The sequence below is a fragment of the Pullulanibacillus pueri genome (genome assembly GCF_014639255.1).
In the GTDB taxonomy this organism is placed as follows: Bacteria; Bacillota; Bacilli; order Bacillales; family Sporolactobacillaceae; genus Pullulanibacillus; species Pullulanibacillus pueri.
The window spans coordinates 47,013-63,822 of record NZ_BMFV01000006.1 but is presented as its reverse complement, the minus strand read 5'-3'; the positions used below and the strand labels follow the sequence as shown (position 1 = coordinate 63,822).

The following is a 16,810-nucleotide window of genomic DNA, read 5'->3' as shown; positions in this document are numbered from 1 at the left end:
AGGTGAACCCAGCGTATCAGGTAAAATTAAACCTTGGTACACTAGGATTCACCCTCTACTTTATTGATTAATCTACTTTCATAAATTGTGGATCAAGGTGTTCTGGATAGCCGTATGTTCCGTGTTCGCTTATATCAAGCCCAGAAATTTCCTCTTCGGGTGTGACGCGTAAGCCAATCGTTTTCTTAAGAATAAACAAGACGACGAATGAGATTGCGGCAACGAAAACACCGGATGCAATAACGCCTAAGGCTTGAACACCCAATTGATGGAAGCCACCACCGTAGAAAAGACCTTTATCACCGACACCAGTATATTCAACAAGGCGACCAGATGCAAAGAAACCTGTTGAAAGGGTTCCAATAATCCCGGCAATACCATGAACTGAGAAGGCATATACAGGATCATCTAGTCCTTTCTTCTCAAAGTAAATGGAGGTCCAATAAGTGACACCACCAGCGATGGCACCAATAACTACAGCTGCCCAGGCTTCAACGAAGGCACAAGAGGCTGTAATCGCAACGAGTGCAGCAAGAACGCCATTCACCATGGCTGAGATATCTGCTTTTCCACCAAGAATTTTCGCCATTATCATGGCAGCGAGCGCACCAGCTGCAGCGGCAAGGTTGGTTGTTAAGGCAACGTAACCAAAGAATCCATCAGCAGTCGAGACTGTGCTTCCGGCGTTAAAGCCAAACCAACCAATCCAAAGGACAATCCCACCAATAACAGTATAAACTTGGTTATGACCAGGAATCACATTCGGTGTTTTATTTTTATTGAACTTACCGATACGCGGTCCGAGGAGAAGCGTACCAATTAAGGCGGCGATCGCACCTGTTAAGTGAACAACAGTTGATCCAGCGAAATCTTGCATGCCCATTTCTGCTAACCAACCACCACCCCAAATCCAGTGCCCAACAATGGGATAAATAATGATTGAAAAGATAATACCAAAAGTAACATAAACCACAAGTTTGGCGCGTTCAGCAAAACCGCCCCAGGCGATGGCGAGAGAAACAGCAGCAAATGCCGTTTGGAATAATAGAAAAATAGAACCATTATCCAATGGTGAAAAACTGATATCTCCTGAATGTCCGCCGTGAATCCCACTGACAAACCATCCATGTAACCCCATAAAGGCATTTCCATCACCAAAAGTAATGGCATAACCAAAAGCCCAGAAGACAAGAGAAACGAGACCAAAGCTAAGAATTTGCTTTCCGGCAACGTGGCCAGAGTTTTTCATTCTTGTTGATCCAGCCTCGAGTAATGCGAAGCCAGCTTGCATGGCAATAACAAGAATGGCTGCAATGATGACCCACAGAGAATCCAAGGCATAAGAAATATCTTTTAAATCCAAATGAATCTCCCCCTATATGTTAAGTTTTATAACATCTTATGTAATAATATAATGCAAAGGACCTAAAAATGCAAAGTGTTTTCTAAAAAAAGCAAAAAAACATATGAAAAATTTAGAAAATGTGATTGATTAGGAAAAGGGAGAAGCGGTTTAATTGCGGATGTTAGAGAAGATAACATTGTTTGTGAGTATGGATATTGCAATAATAAAAGGGACAAGTGTTTCTCAGTTAAGAAGAGGATTTTCCTTTAACTGATAAGCAAACGCTCGTCCCTTGAACTTCATTATTGTCGCTTTTTTGTTTTCTTATTGTTTTGCCTTTGTGCCTCCGTTAGTGGTTCGTTAGCAAGTTCATGATCATATTGATGGGATAAATCTTTAGGAAAGTTGAGTTTTGTATTCTTTTTAGCTTTTGTCAAAAGGTCCACCTCCATTTTTATTTTGTACAGGAAACGTGATGGTTATGAATATAAAATGTCATGTATTTTGTTTATAAGATGGAGGTGAAGAAATCATTGGTTTTGAATAATGGAAAAGGCTTTTTCAAGATCTCTCCAGATATCCTCCCACGATTCAAGACCTACGGAGAGGCGTAGTAAATTGTCGGTGATTCCCATCTTTCGTTGTTCATTTCTAGGAATGAGGGCATGAGTCATTGTTGCTGGATGTTCGATTAAGGTTTCAGCGTCACCTAGACTAACGGCAATTTTTATAAGTTTAAGTGCATTCATGAACTTTTGTGCCTCCTGTTTGCCACCTTTTATTGTAAAGGCAATCATCCCTCCAGGTTGCTGCATTTGTTTTTTAGCTAGAGAATATTGTGGAAAGTCTTTATCGCCAGGGTAGAAAAGGGTGTCGACGAATGGATGCTGTTTTAAATGTGAAGCGATCTTTCGAGCGTTTTCACAGTGGCGATCCAGACGAAGGGGCAAAGTCTTTAAGCCGCGTAAGAGTAACCATGCATTAAAAGGCGCGAGTACCCCTCCAATATCTTTTTGTGTGGACCTCGATAATTCGGACATTGCTTTTTGCTTACCGACAACAAGGCCGGCAACCACATCACCATGACCGCCAATATACTTTGTGGCACTATGAATAACATAATCACAACCAAATTCAAGGGGTCTCTGCAAATAGGGTGAACAGAAGGTGTTATCGACGACGACAGGAATTTGCTTTTCATTGGCGATACGGGCCACCATTTCTAAATCCACAAGTTTCATTGTTGGATTAATGGGTGTTTCTATATATATACATGAGGTGTGAGGCTGAATAGCCTCTCTGACCGATGTTTCGTCCTGCATGGCGTGAAAATCGTGTGTGATGTGGTACTTTTCTTCTAACATGTGTAATAATCCAAAGGTGCAGCCATAAACGCCAGAGGAGCATAGAATATGATCACCTGTTCGCGTAAGGTGAATGAGTGTTGCTGAAATTGCGGCCATTCCGGAACTAAAGGCTAAAGCCCGCTCGCCATTTTCAAGTGTGGCTATGCGCTCTTCGAGAAAGGCGACGGTAGGATTGCCAAGGCGTGAGTAAATATAACCAGGGTCTTCTCCAGAAAATCGAGCTTCTCCTTGTTCAGAGGATTGAAAAACAAAGGTTGATGTTTGATAAAGAGGAGGGGCTAAAGCCTCTTGATGTTCCCAGGCGTTATAACCAGAATGAATCACTTCAGTTTCAAATTTTCTTTTCTTCATGAAGAAATCCTCCCATTGAATTTGGGCATGAATGCCTTAGTTTTATCATATGATCTCCAGTTATTTATTGAGAGCGTTTTCTGCTTTTGTGTCTATTCAAAGTTTTATTCTTAATTTCCTATGAATCGTTACAGACGATATATTATAATAGAAAGATGTTCCCTGAAATTTAGGAGTGATAAGATGAGTGAAAAGCAGAATATCATGCTAGTGGATGGGATGGCCTTGTTGTTTCGAGGGTTCTTTGCGACCTCGTTTAGAGGGAATTTCATGAAAACAAGTCAAGGCGTTCCCACGAATGGCATTTTCGGCTTTTTTAAATATTTATTAAATGCCATTGAGACGTTTCAACCAAGTCATGTGATTTGTTGCTGGGATATGGGAAGTCGAACCTTCCGTACAGACCTATACGCTCAATATAAAGGAAATCGTGAAGCCCCACCGGAAGAACTCATTCCGCAGTTTGATCTTGTGAAAGAGGCTGTCGAGGCTTTCGATATTCCGAATATCGGTATTGAGGGATACGAGGCGGATGATTGTATAGGGACACTGGCGAGACAGTTTGGCTCTATGAGTGATGTCCTCATTTTAACGGGGGATCAGGATATCCTTCAATTGGTGGATGAGACCATCTCTGTGGCGATTATGAAAAAAGGTCAAGGGAATTATGCTGTGTATCGCTCTCATAACTTTTATCAAGAAAGAGGGCTCCATCCTCATCAAGTAGTGGATTTGAAAGCTTTGATGGGGGACACCTCAGATAATTACCCGGGTGTTAAGGGGATTGGTGAAAAAACGGCGCTTAAACTTTTACAAGAGTACCACACGATAGAGGGGATTTTAGAAAATCTCGAAACGGTCTCAAAAAGTATTAGAGGTAAAATTGAGCGTGATTTGGATATGCTACATCTATCAAGAAAATTAGCAAGAATCCATTGTGAAGTCCCAGTTTCGTGTCCATTAGACGAAGCCTTGTATAAAATGGATAAGGAAAAGGTAAGAGTCAAGTTTGAAGAATTAGAGTTTAAAGGCTTGTTAAAATCGCTTGCTTAAAGCGGATGTTGCTTTTAGAAGACAAAGGCAATTTAATAAAAAAAGGTAGGAATCTACGTGAGATATAAAGGAACGAATCAAGCAAAACCGAATACCATTTTAGAGGTAGAGAAGCCACAAGAGTTGTTGCCCTTTTTACTTGAAAAAATGGCGCACCGTAGTCGAAATTCTGTTAAAGGCATTTTATCCCGTGGCCAAGTGTTTATTAATGAGCGTTCCATCACGCGGCACGATCATCAACTAGAACCAGGGGATCAAGTGGTGATCCGTTGGGGGACTGTCCTTCCTAAAAAAACGGGCGTCGAGATCATTTATGAGGATGACGATGTCATTATTATTAATAAACGCGCTGGTCTTCTAACGATTGCTTCACTGAAGGAAAAAGAGTTTACAGCTTATCGGCATCTCACCTCCTATGTTCGTGAAAAGAATCCTAATGATCGTATCTTTATTGTACACCGGTTAGATAGGGATACTTCTGGAGTGATGATGTTTGCGAAAAATGAACGAGCCAAGGAACGCTTGCAGAACTCATGGAAAAACATGGTTAAGGAGCGCAGTTATATTGCGTTAGTTGAAGGAAAAGTGACGAAAAAGCAGGATACCATTGTCTCGTGGTTTAAAGAAACAAAAACTCATAGAATGTATTCGAGCCGAAAGGTGAATGATGGGCAAAAAGCAGTCACCCATTATAAGGTGTTGCAAGCAAATGCGCGTTTTTCGTTATTGGAAGTCCGTTTGGATACAGGGCGTAAAAATCAAATTCGTGTTCATATGCAAGATATTGGGCACCCTATAGTGGGGGATAAATTATATGGTTCAACGCAAAATCCGATTGGACGTCTTGGACTGCATGCGGCCCTGTTGGCCTTTAGGCATCCAACAACCAACAAGATTCTAAGCTTTACTGCAGAGGCTCCTGATGCCTTTGATCGCTTATTTAAAAAACAGTAAAAAAGGCTCCTTTATGGAGTCTTTTTACTTTCGAGCGGGAGGAGCCATGAATTCAGGTCCAATGGGCTCTTTAATATGACGCTTTAATATGGCATCAATGTCATGTTGGGTTTCTGGATCAATGTTAAAGTCCATCATCTCATTTACGGGATCGACTTGATCTGGGCGTCGCGCACCCCAAAGAGCGATACTCGCACCTGGTTGATCTAAGATCCAGCGTACAGCTAAATCTAAAACAGTTTTACCGAAACGCTGTTGAGCAAGCGTTTGGAGTTCCTTTACAGCATTCAAGTATTGGCTAAAATGAGGTTCTTGGAATTTAGGGTCATTATTTCTTAAATCATCCCCTGTGAATTGGCGATGCTTTTCTATTTTTCCAGACAACAGGCCGCGACATAGGCTCCCGTATAATAAAGTATTGACGCCATTTTTATCACACCATGGAAGGATCTCCTTTTCAATCTCGCGTTCAAATAAATTATACGGTGGTTGAACAGTATGAAGTAAGGATGTCTTTTTAAAAGCCTCAAGCTGCTCTACTGAAAAGTTACTCACACCGATCGCTCTGATTTTCCCCTCGTTATAGAGATCGTACATGGCTTGAGCTGTTTCTTCGATTGGAATATTGGGGTCTGGCCAATGGACTTGATAAATATCAATATAATGGGTTTGGAGACGTCTTAATGAATCTTCAATTTCCTTCTGAATCCGTTCCTTCGCGCCGTTGCGGAAGACGTCTTCCCCTGTCCAATCCAGGCCGACTTTAGTCGCAATCACGATATCTTCACGTTTTCCAAATGCTTTTATGGCTTTCCCAACAATTTCTTCAGACCTTCCCTGGCCATAAGCAGGGGCAGTGTCAATTAAATTTATCCCTTGGTCAATCGCCGCATGAATGGTACGAATGGACTGATCTTCATCAGAACCGCCCCATTTCCATCCTCCGATGGCCCAAGTCCCTAAGCCGATACGAGAGGCCCTTATATTAGTGCGTTCAATTGTAAGAAATTCCATCAATGATTCCACCTTTGTAAACTTCTTTTCTATCAAGTTATCCGCTTTCTCAATATTTTAAACGAAGAATTAAACAAGTGCTTAAAAATAGATGTATTCGAGAGGGTTCATTTTTGGAAGATCAGTATAGAATTTCTGGTCATCAGAACGATGTGGATCATCACTCCAGAGTGCTCGCTTTCCTCATGCCTACAGGACTAAGGAAAGCTGCTAAGAGAATAGTCCTTGCAGAAAAATCGTGTTCTTACGATTTTTTGATGTGGGTAGGTCGGCGTTCGACGCACCATCGGGGTCCCCGAAAAGTGATCTTTACTTTTTGGGGTGGTAGTCGGGGTCCCCGAAAAGTGATCTTTACTTTTTGGGGTGAAGTTCCATTTCGCTCGGTTTTTCTAACCTTAAGGTGTATAATCTTTTTTTCTTGGTATAATGAATTGTATTACTTATACAAAGTAACGTAGGTGAAGGAGTAACGGATTTGGGAGAAACTAACAAGATGATGGCAGCATTGCGTGATGTGAGCAATGCTTTGGAGCAAGCTAATAGTCGATACTGTCTTTTGGAGGAAGCGGCATTATGGCTCCAAGGGGTGGATGTTCCTGTACATTCGCTTGTTCTAGCTGTTCAATGGGATACTTTTACTTATACATATAAGGCTTTTGAAGCATTTAATACAACTGCTATTGAGAAAGAGAAGCACTTTGACTTTTTTACTTTCCATTCTCAACAAATCAAAGTAGAGGTGCGCTGCTATTATAATACCGTTATCGCCACTGATCCTGATCGCTTGGCAGTAGAAAAGCAGGGGACATTGTTTTGGGTGAAGAGCCCCGATTATTATCTTCGGCATCTTGATCACAAGGATGAACGCTATCAAGCGATAAAGGCCTATTTGCAACGCGTGCAGTCTGAAAATAGTCAAGTGGCTAAACAAGCGTGGACGCAAGGCACTTATCAAGCCTGGTTAGAGAGGTTCGGGCCTCCAGAGGCTGTTGCTCAAGGGTTGATTGAGCACCCTTTCACCAAACTCTCTTCCCTAGGTTCTTGGCTGGGGGATTTACGAGGTAAAAAAGTGATTAATCTTCTCGGCTCGCATGGAACAAAGGCGATTGCCATGGCTTTATTAGGGGCAACGGCGACTGTTGTTGATATTTCAGAAGAAAATGCTCGCTATGCACAGGAAGTGGCTCAAGCCGTAGGCGTAGATTTAGAATATATTGTTTCAGATGTCTTAAGTCTTCCTGAAGCTATATTTAACGGGGACTATGATCTTGTTTTGATGGAACTGGGTATCTTGCATTATTTCGTAGACTTAGAGCCATTAGTCAAAGTGGTGACGCGGCTGCTCAAACAAGGTGGACGCCTGATTTTACAAGACTTTCATCCTGTTTCAACAAAGTTGATTAGTTCAAAAGGTAGAAAACACAAGGTGACCGGGAATTATTTTTCCAAAGAGCTGATCAGAACGGAAGTCGCCTTTACGAAGTTCTTAACAGATGAGTCTGAAACGGCTTATGTCTATGAACGCCAATGGACTATGGGTGAGGTAGTCACCGCAGTGGGGCAAGGGGGATTATTCATCCAACAATTGGATGAACAACCGAACATAAAGATAAATGACATTGGTCTTCCAAAAATTTTTACTATCATTGCAGAGAAACTCTAAAGTGTCGAGGCTGGGAGAAGTTTTTTAATTACAGAAGAACCCGAACTGTTTAATAATATTAATTAAATAGTTCGGGTTCTTGTATACAGGTGAAACGCTCCATCAAAATACTTCGCTTTCCACGGGCACGGCCTCAGCCTCAGCTAATTTTGGAATGGGTGATCTGTGTTCCAAAATATTTAGACCACAAATTCCCTGTTCCTGCGTCTACTAGATAGGCTTCGTAGTAAGCTTCCGCGGAATAACTCGAATTTTATTCGTGAAGTAACGCTCGTTGGTTCCCGTTGGACTAAGGAAAGCGACTAGGAGAATAATCTTCGCAGAAAAAATTGTGGTTCTTACGATTTTTTTGAGTCTTCGTATTTAGACTGCGCTCCTAATTTAATGTTGTATTTTTGAAATTTAATCGTTTGGTATTTGTGCTCACTTCATTTGTTTCGTCCCAGTCTGTTTTTCTATACATGCCTCTATTAGGTCCTTCGATCCGGGTGGAAAGATGTGTTTTTTGTGATTCGTGTAAGGATTCTGTAAATCTACTATCTTTCTATTGAATCGCTCTGTACTATATAAGGGGAAGACCTGTTCTTCATAGAAATCATAGAGGAGGAAAACGATGAAATCTAGTAAATGGATTAAAATCCTGTTAGTAGCGATGCTGCTTATTCCATTGCAAAGCTTTTTTGCACTAGAAAAGCCGGTTGTCCATGCAGAGACCGCCAACGATCCGGCCCCGTCCATCGCGCATAAGGGCGAGTACAAAGGGAAAATTTTATTTGATAATACTCACGGAGAAACGGCGGGAGCAGCAGATTGGGTGATTGATGGTGGTTTTTCAGACTTCGCCAATGCCATTGCTGACGAAGGCTATGATGTGCAAGAACTTCGGAAGACATCACCCATTACTTATGATGATTTAAAAGCGTATAAGGTTTTTGTTTTAGGGGAAGCAAACATACCGTTTAAAGCATCAGAGCAACAAGCCTTGCTCGATTATGTGACAAATGGTGGAAGCATCTTCTTTATTGGCGATCATTATAATTCAGATCGGAATTTAAACCGTTGGGATGCTGGCGAGGTGTATAACGGTTATCGTCGTGGGGCTTGGGATGATCCTACTAAAGGGATGAGTTCAGATGAAGCCCAATCCTCTGCTATGCAAGGGGTCACAAGCTCTGATTGGTTATCTGATAATTTTGGGCTTAAGTTTCGAAGTAATGCTTTAGGTGATATCACAGGTGGTGAGACGGTTGTTTCTCCAGAGGATTCCTTTGGGATTACTGAAGGTGTCACGACAGTTGAAATGCATGCGGGATCCACTCTTGCTATTACAAATCCTGATATTGCTAAAGGCTTAATTTATATGCCAAAAAATCCTCCAGCTTGGGGATCAGCAGTAGATGAAGGTGTCTATGATGGTGGCGGCATCGACGAGGGAGCATTCGCAGCAATTTCTAAAGTTGGAAAAGGAAAAGCGGCCTTTATTGGTGATTCATCTCCAGTAGAAGATCCAACAACAAAGTATCTTCGCGAGGACAATGGTGGAACGAAAACAACTTACGATGGTTTCTTGGGAGAAGGACAAGATGCTGTTTTTCTTACAAATACAGTAAAATGGTTAGCAGATCAAGAGGATTATACAAGTTTTGATGGGAAGGTCACCTTAAGTGAGAAGACGCCTTTAAAAGATTTTGAAAGCAACCCTGCGCTCTCAACGGAACCAGAAAAAGAGCCTTGGTCTAATCCTCCGAGTGGATATAAGTGGTGGGATCCAACCACCTTTGCTCCAGGCTCCTATGGTTCATCATCGGAGGCTGCTCCTCAGCCAACTTATGATTTTGTGCATCAAAAAGTCCTTCCGAATAATGGGTCTGAGTTTCAAATCAGACTTGAACTCAAAGGGTTAAATCCTAAGCAAACGGTCTCAAATCTTAAAGTTGGTTTGTATTTGACCCAAGGTGGGGCTCAAATTGGGCAGTTTGAAGGCGCCACTGCACCAGGCTATAGCGGTGAATTTTCAGTTACAGCGGATAGTAACGGCTATGCTTATAAGGATTTAAATGTAAAAGTAAAACCAGGGTCAACAGGAGCCGCTCGACTTCGTGTGAAACAAGCGGGTGACAACGCCTTTACAGAAGACGTGACATTAGGAGATGTTGATCCTGAACCATTACCTGATTCGGGGCCAACGCTTCCAGACCTATCTCCGATTGGTCAAGCCCGCTCACAATCTGATGGTCAGCTTGTGACAGTTGAAGGTGTGGTGACTTCAAATATCGGCACTTGGGGTGGAAAAGGCTTCTATTTACAAGATGATACTGGGGGTATTTACGTTTTCGAAAATACTGACAGTCAATTGAAATTAGGGGACAAGGTGAAACTTACAGCAGAGAAAACAACCTATAATGATGAAGTTGAATTATCTAATATCATCAAAGTGACAAAAGAAGGGACTGGAGAACTGCCTGAACCTAAAGTTGCTACTACGGTGACTAAGGATAATCAAGGGCAGCTCATTACCTTAGAAAAAGTTAAGATCAAGAATCTTGAACAAGTAGATAGTAATGGCACCTTTGAATTTGATGCAAAAAGTGGTAAACAAACGACACGAGTGCGTGTAGATAGCAGAACCGGTATTAACTATAATGACTGGAAAAAGCAGTATGCTAAAAGTGCTCATGTCACTATTACTGGCATTGCCTCTAATTTCAAGGGGACCTATCAATTAAAGCCAAGAATGGAAGAGGATTTTACGGCGCTCCCAGACCATAACCCTCCAGGCCATGATAATAATAATATAAAAAATTGGTTGAACTATATTGGAAATAAACTATTAAATCTCATCATATCTATTTTTCATTATTAAAGTAGATGAAGGTGAAAAGCACTGTAGAAGAGACAAAGTCTCAACCTACAGTGCTTTTTCTCTGGAATCAGGTCAAGCTATTTTTGAAATTTGATGTTTGATGTAAACATGTTGAACATAAAAATATTTCCCTAATCCTCCTAGCACCAATAAACCCGTACAGAAATAAAAGAGCATGGCGAAAGGCCGCAAGAGTAAATCTAGTAAACGAAATAAGCATAATGGTTTTCATCGCTACACTTCCTCTCGTTTTTCCAGCATAATTTGGAGAGGCGACCGGAAAAAGTGTAGAAAAAGGGTAATGATTTTTTCACCTTTTACGAGGTTGGGAGGGAATCGCATGTCACGGAGCATTGGAATATCGGGAAGCACGATTATGTCAGCTCCCGAGCAAATAGAAAATCTATTTGATTATGGTGTCAGTCATATCGAAATAGGCGAATTTCCTGACGAAGAGGCGTTTCAAAAGTTTTTACAGTTACATAATCAAAGGCATGTGACCTTTGGGGTTCATGCTCCGATTTATAGAAGTGGAAGCAAAAATGACTTATTACAAAAAGTAAAGTTCCCACCTGAAGTGGCGTGGGAACAGCTCGAGAAGGAGGCGAAGCGACTATCTTCATTAGGGGCCGATTACATTCTTGTGCATTTTCCTTTTCTTATTCATGACTTAGGAGAAGAGGGCCACCAAACGCTCGAACAAGCTTTGAGAAGGCTAAGTGACATCCAACGTCAACACGGGATAATGATTGTCTGCGAACCTAAGCTCGGAGTCGAACGTTCAGCTCTGGCGATTAAGACACTCCAAAGTCTCCCGATTGACACTTGGGGCAAATATGGATTAAAGCTCTGTATTGATGTCGGAGACTATGCCCTTGCCACTGGTGATAAGTTTCTAGACTACCTCAAAAAATGGAGACACTATGTAAAGATTGTTCATCTCCATAACATTGAATACAGAGGGGATAAATATTATTGGGTCCCGATCCATCCTTCGCATGAAGAAGACGGTCAGCATGTCCCATTAAAGGCAGTGATCGAGCAGCTTTCTCTGTCACCTGATGTCGTTTTTGTATTAGAGCATACGCCTCATCTTAACCCAGGCGATGCTTTTGTTAGAGAAGGGTTACACTGGCTACAAGAGCTACTAAAGATGAAGCCGATATGATTCATGATAGTGCGACTTTATCAGAGCAAACAGAGCTAAGTTATGGTCATTTGTTATTGGCGGAGAATAGTGTGATTAAAAGGCATATAGCTTCTGATACGGAGGCTTACATTTATAGAAATGTACGGATAATGGCTGCAGAGGAAAGGAAGGCAATCCGGCTAAAGATATTAAAAGATATTGATCAGGTGCTGTGTGCAACGCTGAATATCTTCCCGCTCTACCGGAACCGGGCAATATTTAATAAACATGAGACCTTACAAAATGTCGATATCAATGCAGAAGGTTGGATCGACTTTGATCGTCTCTGGTTTAAAGAGTGATAAGGGCAAGAAAAAACACCATGGCTACTTAGTGATAAGAAGCCATGGTGTTTTTATATTTTGAAGTATATAGGGTAGTGAAGGGCGCAACCAGGATTGAATGATGAGCCACAATTTAAACAATGCTGGGTGTCTAAGTATTCATGGATCGTATGCTCATACTTGCAGACTCCGCAGAGAATGGCTTTTTCGGCAAAGGATTCTTTTTCCCATACCTCGATGGGATGATCCTCAGCTTCGTTGTGACAGTGATAGCAAGGATAATACTTTTGACAACATTTAAACTTGATGGCGATAATATCACGTTCGGAAGCGTAATGTCGACAACGCGTTTCTGCATCAACGAGAGCTCCATAAACTTTGGGCATTTTTTTTCATCCTTTGTTTTTTAGAATCAGTAGCAGACCTCTGGCCACAAAGTCACTTCATATTGGAGTAAGTCACACAGGCTTTCTTCTATGCAATCCGTTTGCTTTTTCCAGCCTGGACCTTGTTAATAACTTTATAAATCCTTGGTGAAACAACAGCGGCCACAATGGTCAAAATAACATCCTTGGGTAAGGGAACGAGCATCCATCCCCAAGCCATTTTGTATGTAACAATAGAAACACCTTCTGGACTATGTGCCCACAATTTGTAGGCGTAGTACATATAAGTGGTCCCTAAAAAATAATTGAGCATTAACCCTACGACACTCGCGACTAGAAAAATCATAAAACCTCGTGTTTTACTCTTTTCGATGATCTTTCCTTCAACATAGGCAAGGAGGATAAAGGTTAGAACAAATCCAAAGCTCGTACTGACTAAAGTGGATAATCCCCCTGTGAAATTTGCAAACACTGGAATACCTGCCAGTCCTACAAGCATATAAACAGTCATAGAAATAGCGCCTAAACGGCTACCTAAAAGAGTCCCTGCTAGTAGTGCGACAAAGGTTTGCAGAGTAATAGGAACGCCACCAATGGGCGGTATAAATTGTGCGATGTTGGCCCCCACCGCCATCAGTGCTGCAAACATGGCAGCGTAAGTCATATCCAACGCCGTTAGTTTTCTTTTGGTCTGCTTCATCTTTCACACCTTCCTTAATATTTAGCTTATCCTTATCATAAAAACCTATTGATTATTTGTCAACCTATAATAAGTTTAGGTTAACAAATAATTTGCCCATTATCATACAAAAGCAAAGGATCAAAAAGGGAAAACGACGGTTAGATCATTTGACTCATATGGTTTGGGTCGGTGGGTGTTAAGGGGGAACCATAAATGCTTCAAGATACAAACAATTTACTTTTAGATAGAGTCAAAATAGATTTATAATAAGAGTATAGGATGAAGCAAATAGCCGTTTGATGATGATTTGGAAGTGTCAAAGTATGGCCCGTTTGAGGCATAAATTTAAAGAAATGCGGTGATCTTTTTGACTGTTGAACAAATTTTACAATTTAATCCGATGATCGCCAAGGATAAACCGAATAGCATTCATCGTAATAGTCTTTGTCCTTTTTGTGATATTGAACAGCTTGATGAAATCCTGGATAAGAGGGATTCTATAATTCTAGTAAAAAATAAATATCCGGTTGTTTCGGATACGTTTCCTACGGTTCTTATCGAGACAGATATATGCAATTCTGATTTTTCGAATTATGATTTACCTCATTTATATAAGCTTATGACGTTCGCTTTTGAGAAGTGGCTGGAGATGGAAAAGAGTGGAGCCTATCAATCGGTGCTCTTCTTTAAGAATCACGGACCTTTATCCGGAGGGTCGATTCGTCATCCTCATATGCAAATCATTGGCATGGACAGTGTTGATTATAGGGAGAATCTCAAAGAAGAATATTTCATTGGGACCGAGATTAATAAAACCGATGGGGTAGAGGTGAATCTCTCTACTCACCCTATGATTGGGTTTACTGAATTTAATATTATCTTTGATGATTTAGAAGTGTTAGATGAAGCGGCGCGGTCCATCCAGTCTATGTGCCATTATATTGTGAATCGGTTCAATGGCGGGAGCTGCCAAAGCTATAATTTGTTTTTTTATCATTGGTTAAATAAATTCTTCGTGAAAATAGTGCCGAGATACGTGACCACACCTTTATATGTGGGGTATGGACTTAGGCAAACCTATACAGATACTTCAGGGATGATTAAAGACCTGCAAGAACGCTATTTTTACTCCTATAAAGAAGAATAATGAACTGAAATAAGGAGGATTTATTAAGCATTTGACTTTTCCCATCACCTTTTTTTGCGTATGATAGTACTATTGGAAATTTGCTGCGGGTGGGCAGAAAAACCTATGCTGGATTCCAAGGTTAAAAACCGAAGGAAAGTATAGGTGTCTGCCTGTGATTGTTTCACTATGCTTTAACCCACATTCGGTGATTATAGGGCTGAATGTTATTTCATACTCAGACAAGGTGATGGATTTTTTATGGTCAAAGTTCTGCAAAAGCCGAAGCCGTGGTTATTCGTCTTAACAATCGGTTTGGGGATACTTCTCAATCCCTTAAATTCTTCTATGATTTCAGTTGCACTTGTACGCTTGCAACACGAGTTTGCTTTATCCGTTGCGACAGCATCCTGGTTGATTTCGGCCTTCTACTTAGCCAGTGCTGCCGGTCAGCCTGTTTTTGGAAAGCTCAGCGATATGTTTGGACCCAAGCGCTTGTTTTTAATTGGGCTGGCTATTGTCGCGTTAGCATCGCTACTTGCTCCCTTTTCTCCTAACTTTGGCTGGTTGCTTGTTTGCCGCGTTTTACAAGCTATAGGTAGCTCGACCCTTTTCCCAAGTGGCATGTCAATGGTGCGAAAGTACATTACGGAAGGTCAAGCAAAAGCCCTAGCTACACTTACCGTTTTTTCTTCCATTTCAGCGGCCTTTGGGCCATCTATCGGGGGATTTCTCATTGAATCGTTGGATTGGCAGTCAATCTTTTTAGTTAACTTTCCGTTTATTATCGTTTCTTTTGTGTTAGCATTATTTGTTTTACCTAATAAGAAAATGGAAAAAATTGATCTAAGTCGTATTGACTTTGTCGGGATTGCACTGTTTGCTGTGGCGATGGTTACCTTTATTTTATTTCTTTTATCATTAGGGGAGAGCATCCGTTGGTGGTCACTTCCTATAGCTTTAGCAGGGTTTATTGTTTTCTACTATTATGAAAAACATCGGAAGGAACCTTTTATTGATTTAAAAACCTTAAAAAGCAATAAGAATCTTTCGTTTGTTTACTTGCAGTATATTTGTATCAATTTAGTTTTTTATTGTTATTTCTTTGGTCTTCCGATTTTCCTACAAGACGTGCGTGGCTATAGTGAAGGGCAAACAGGATTAATTATGTTGGCCATGGCTGGATGTGGGGTGTTTGTTGCACCAATTGCCGGGCGGTGGATTGATAAAAGTGGCTCTAAACCGCCGCTCATATCAGGAGCAGTGACCATTCTCTTAGGGACGATCTTGCTACTAACCATAGGAAACCATTCACCGTTGTGGTGGTTAATTATTATTATGATTATCCTAGGGATGAGTAATGGCTTTAACAATATTTCAATGCAGACCGCTTTGTATGATAATGTGACCCCTGAAGAAACGGGGGCAGCGTCTGGGTTGTTTCAGACCAGTCGTTATCTTGGTTCGATATCTTCTTCAACGATTCTCGGTTTATTATTTAGTGAGCATCTAGATATTGCCCATTTGCACACTGTTGTTTATGTGTGTATAGTAGGGGGTCTTTTGGTCCTTGCTCTTAGTTTGCGCCTGCCAAGTAAGCGTAAAAAACGTGTGGCATAAACATAGACATAACGCCTTCCTTGTATAACAGGGGAGGCGTCTTTATTTGAAAATGAATGTATAGGATAGACGAAAGAGGAAGGAACTTCTTCGATAAAGATTTAGTGGCAGCAGCCATTTGTGGGTGCAGACCCTTTTTTGTGAATCAGCGACTTCTTTGGTGCGCGCGCAACGCTGTTTTGTTAGTTTCAACCTTGTTTCGTGCACCTCGGTTTACGAATTAAGCCAACAAGATCTCGATTTGGGAAAAGGTTAAATTTCAATAAAATAACATATGCTATGTCACACAGTTTATTTTCATAGACGCTACGCCTATAAAATCATGGAGCATGTTACTGGAGGCTACGAGATGAAAAGTTCAAAAAAACTTCTTTTACTGGCCATGCTCATTGTCCCGTGGTTAACCTTACCTCTACTGGGGCGAAAGAATATAAAAAAATATTTTTTATCGGCTCTTTTGATGTGCATTTTCACCAAAGGGATTGATGTCTTTGGTCGAAAGAAAAACTGGTGGGAATTTTACAAAGGCATTCGCCCATTAAATAGTATGGATATGCTCAATCTAGGCCCTTATTTTATTATGAGCTTTTGGATGCTGCGATTGACTTACGGGAGATTCCTACTGTACTTATTGTCCAATTCCCTTCTTCATTATTGGTTCATATTTAAGGGAGGGCTGAAATTTACGAGCCAGCACAAAATTCTTTCCTTAGTAAAATTAACGAAATTTCAATACCTTATCGTTGATTTTTGTAGAGCGTTACTTTTATATGCTTTTCAATTCTCTAAGGATTGGATAAGTAACCGGAGGAGGCTCAATAAAAAAGAGCCAGTGTCTTGAAGCCTTCAATGGGCATAAAAGCGAGAAAAGCTTTACATTTTTTAATTGCGTATCGGGCTGTGACGCGCTAAT

General features: G+C 41.0%; 15 protein-coding genes. 9 read left to right on the top strand and 6 right to left on the bottom strand.

The features are described from left to right. Positions 1-67: 67 nt before the first annotated feature. From IEV91_RS05635 to megL, 3 genes are all read right to left on the bottom strand, one after another. A complete protein-coding gene (locus tag IEV91_RS05635) occupies positions 68-1,291 on the bottom strand; it encodes an ammonium transporter (protein WP_373284401.1) in 1,224 nt (407 codons plus the stop codon). Positions 1,292-1,647: 356 nt separating this feature from the next. Then, entirely contained in the window at positions 1,648-1,782 is a 135-nt protein-coding gene (sspO, locus tag IEV91_RS05630; protein WP_229745425.1) for a small acid-soluble spore protein SspO, read from the bottom strand. A 93-nt stretch (positions 1,783-1,875) separates the two neighbouring features. Further along, positions 1,876-3,063 carry a methionine gamma-lyase gene (gene megL, locus IEV91_RS05625; RefSeq protein WP_188496436.1) on the bottom strand — a complete coding sequence of 396 codons (1,188 nt, stop codon included), beginning with the start codon at positions 3,061-3,063 and terminating at the stop codon, positions 1,876-1,878. A 183-nt stretch (positions 3,064-3,246) separates the two neighbouring features. On the opposite strand from megL, the gene IEV91_RS05620 reads away from it, so the two are divergent. Next, positions 3,247-4,116 (top strand): 5'-3' exonuclease, encoded by an 870-nt coding sequence (locus tag IEV91_RS05620; protein ID WP_188496435.1) that lies wholly within the window; start codon positions 3,247-3,249, stop codon positions 4,114-4,116. 57 nt (positions 4,117-4,173) lie between these two features. Beyond that, the gene (locus tag IEV91_RS05615; RefSeq protein ID WP_229745424.1) at positions 4,174-5,070 is read left to right on the top strand and encodes an RluA family pseudouridine synthase; all 897 of its coding nucleotides are present in this window, start codon (positions 4,174-4,176) and stop codon (positions 5,068-5,070) included. A gap of 24 nt (positions 5,071-5,094) precedes the next feature. Here the strand turns inward: IEV91_RS05615 and IEV91_RS05610 are convergent, their stop codons facing one another. Continuing rightward, on the bottom strand, positions 5,095-6,084 hold the full coding sequence (locus IEV91_RS05610) for an aldo/keto reductase (RefSeq protein WP_188496434.1): 990 nt from the start codon (positions 6,082-6,084) through the stop codon (positions 5,095-5,097). 475 nt (positions 6,085-6,559) lie between these two features. Here IEV91_RS05610 and IEV91_RS05605 point away from each other — a divergent pair, with 475 nt between their 5' ends. From IEV91_RS05605 to IEV91_RS05590, 4 genes are all read left to right on the top strand, one after another. Next, positions 6,560-7,747, top strand: coding sequence for a class I SAM-dependent methyltransferase (locus IEV91_RS05605; RefSeq protein ID WP_229745423.1), 1,188 nt, complete (start codon positions 6,560-6,562; stop codon positions 7,745-7,747). A gap of 613 nt (positions 7,748-8,360) precedes the next feature. Then, entirely contained in the window at positions 8,361-10,610 is a 2,250-nt protein-coding gene (locus IEV91_RS05600) for a DUF5689 domain-containing protein (protein WP_188496433.1), read from the top strand. Positions 10,611-10,950: 340 nt separating this feature from the next. Further along, positions 10,951-11,778 (top strand): sugar phosphate isomerase/epimerase family protein, encoded by an 828-nt coding sequence (locus IEV91_RS05595; RefSeq protein WP_188496432.1) that lies wholly within the window; start codon positions 10,951-10,953, stop codon positions 11,776-11,778. Further along, entirely contained in the window at positions 11,775-12,101 is a 327-nt protein-coding gene (locus tag IEV91_RS05590; protein ID WP_188496431.1) for a periplasmic substrate-binding domain-containing protein, read from the top strand. Before IEV91_RS05595 ends, IEV91_RS05590 begins: the two co-directional genes overlap by 4 nt. A 53-nt stretch (positions 12,102-12,154) precedes the next feature. On the opposite strand, the gene IEV91_RS05585 is transcribed toward IEV91_RS05590, so the two are convergent. Beyond that, entirely contained in the window at positions 12,155-12,469 is a 315-nt protein-coding gene (locus IEV91_RS05585; protein ID WP_188496430.1) for a CHY zinc finger protein, read from the bottom strand. 88 nt (positions 12,470-12,557) lie between these two features. Next, positions 12,558-13,169, bottom strand: coding sequence for a biotin transporter BioY (locus tag IEV91_RS05580; protein WP_188496429.1), 612 nt, complete (start codon positions 13,167-13,169; stop codon positions 12,558-12,560). A 349-nt stretch (positions 13,170-13,518) separates the two neighbouring features. On the opposite strand from IEV91_RS05580, the gene IEV91_RS05575 reads away from it, so the two are divergent. The 3 genes from IEV91_RS05575 (at position 13,519) to IEV91_RS05565 (ending at position 16,738) form a co-directional block, all read left to right on the top strand. Next, a complete protein-coding gene (locus IEV91_RS05575; RefSeq protein WP_229745421.1) occupies positions 13,519-14,298 on the top strand; it encodes a DUF4931 domain-containing protein in 780 nt (259 codons plus the stop codon). A 240-nt stretch (positions 14,299-14,538) separates the two neighbouring features. Next, complete coding sequence (locus IEV91_RS05570; protein WP_188496428.1) at positions 14,539-15,897, top strand: MFS transporter; 1,359 nt, start codon at positions 14,539-14,541, stop codon at positions 15,895-15,897. Between the two features lie 349 nt (positions 15,898-16,246). Beyond that, complete coding sequence (locus tag IEV91_RS05565; protein ID WP_188496427.1) at positions 16,247-16,738, top strand: hypothetical protein; 492 nt, start codon at positions 16,247-16,249, stop codon at positions 16,736-16,738. The last annotated feature ends 72 nt before the right edge of the window (positions 16,739-16,810 follow it).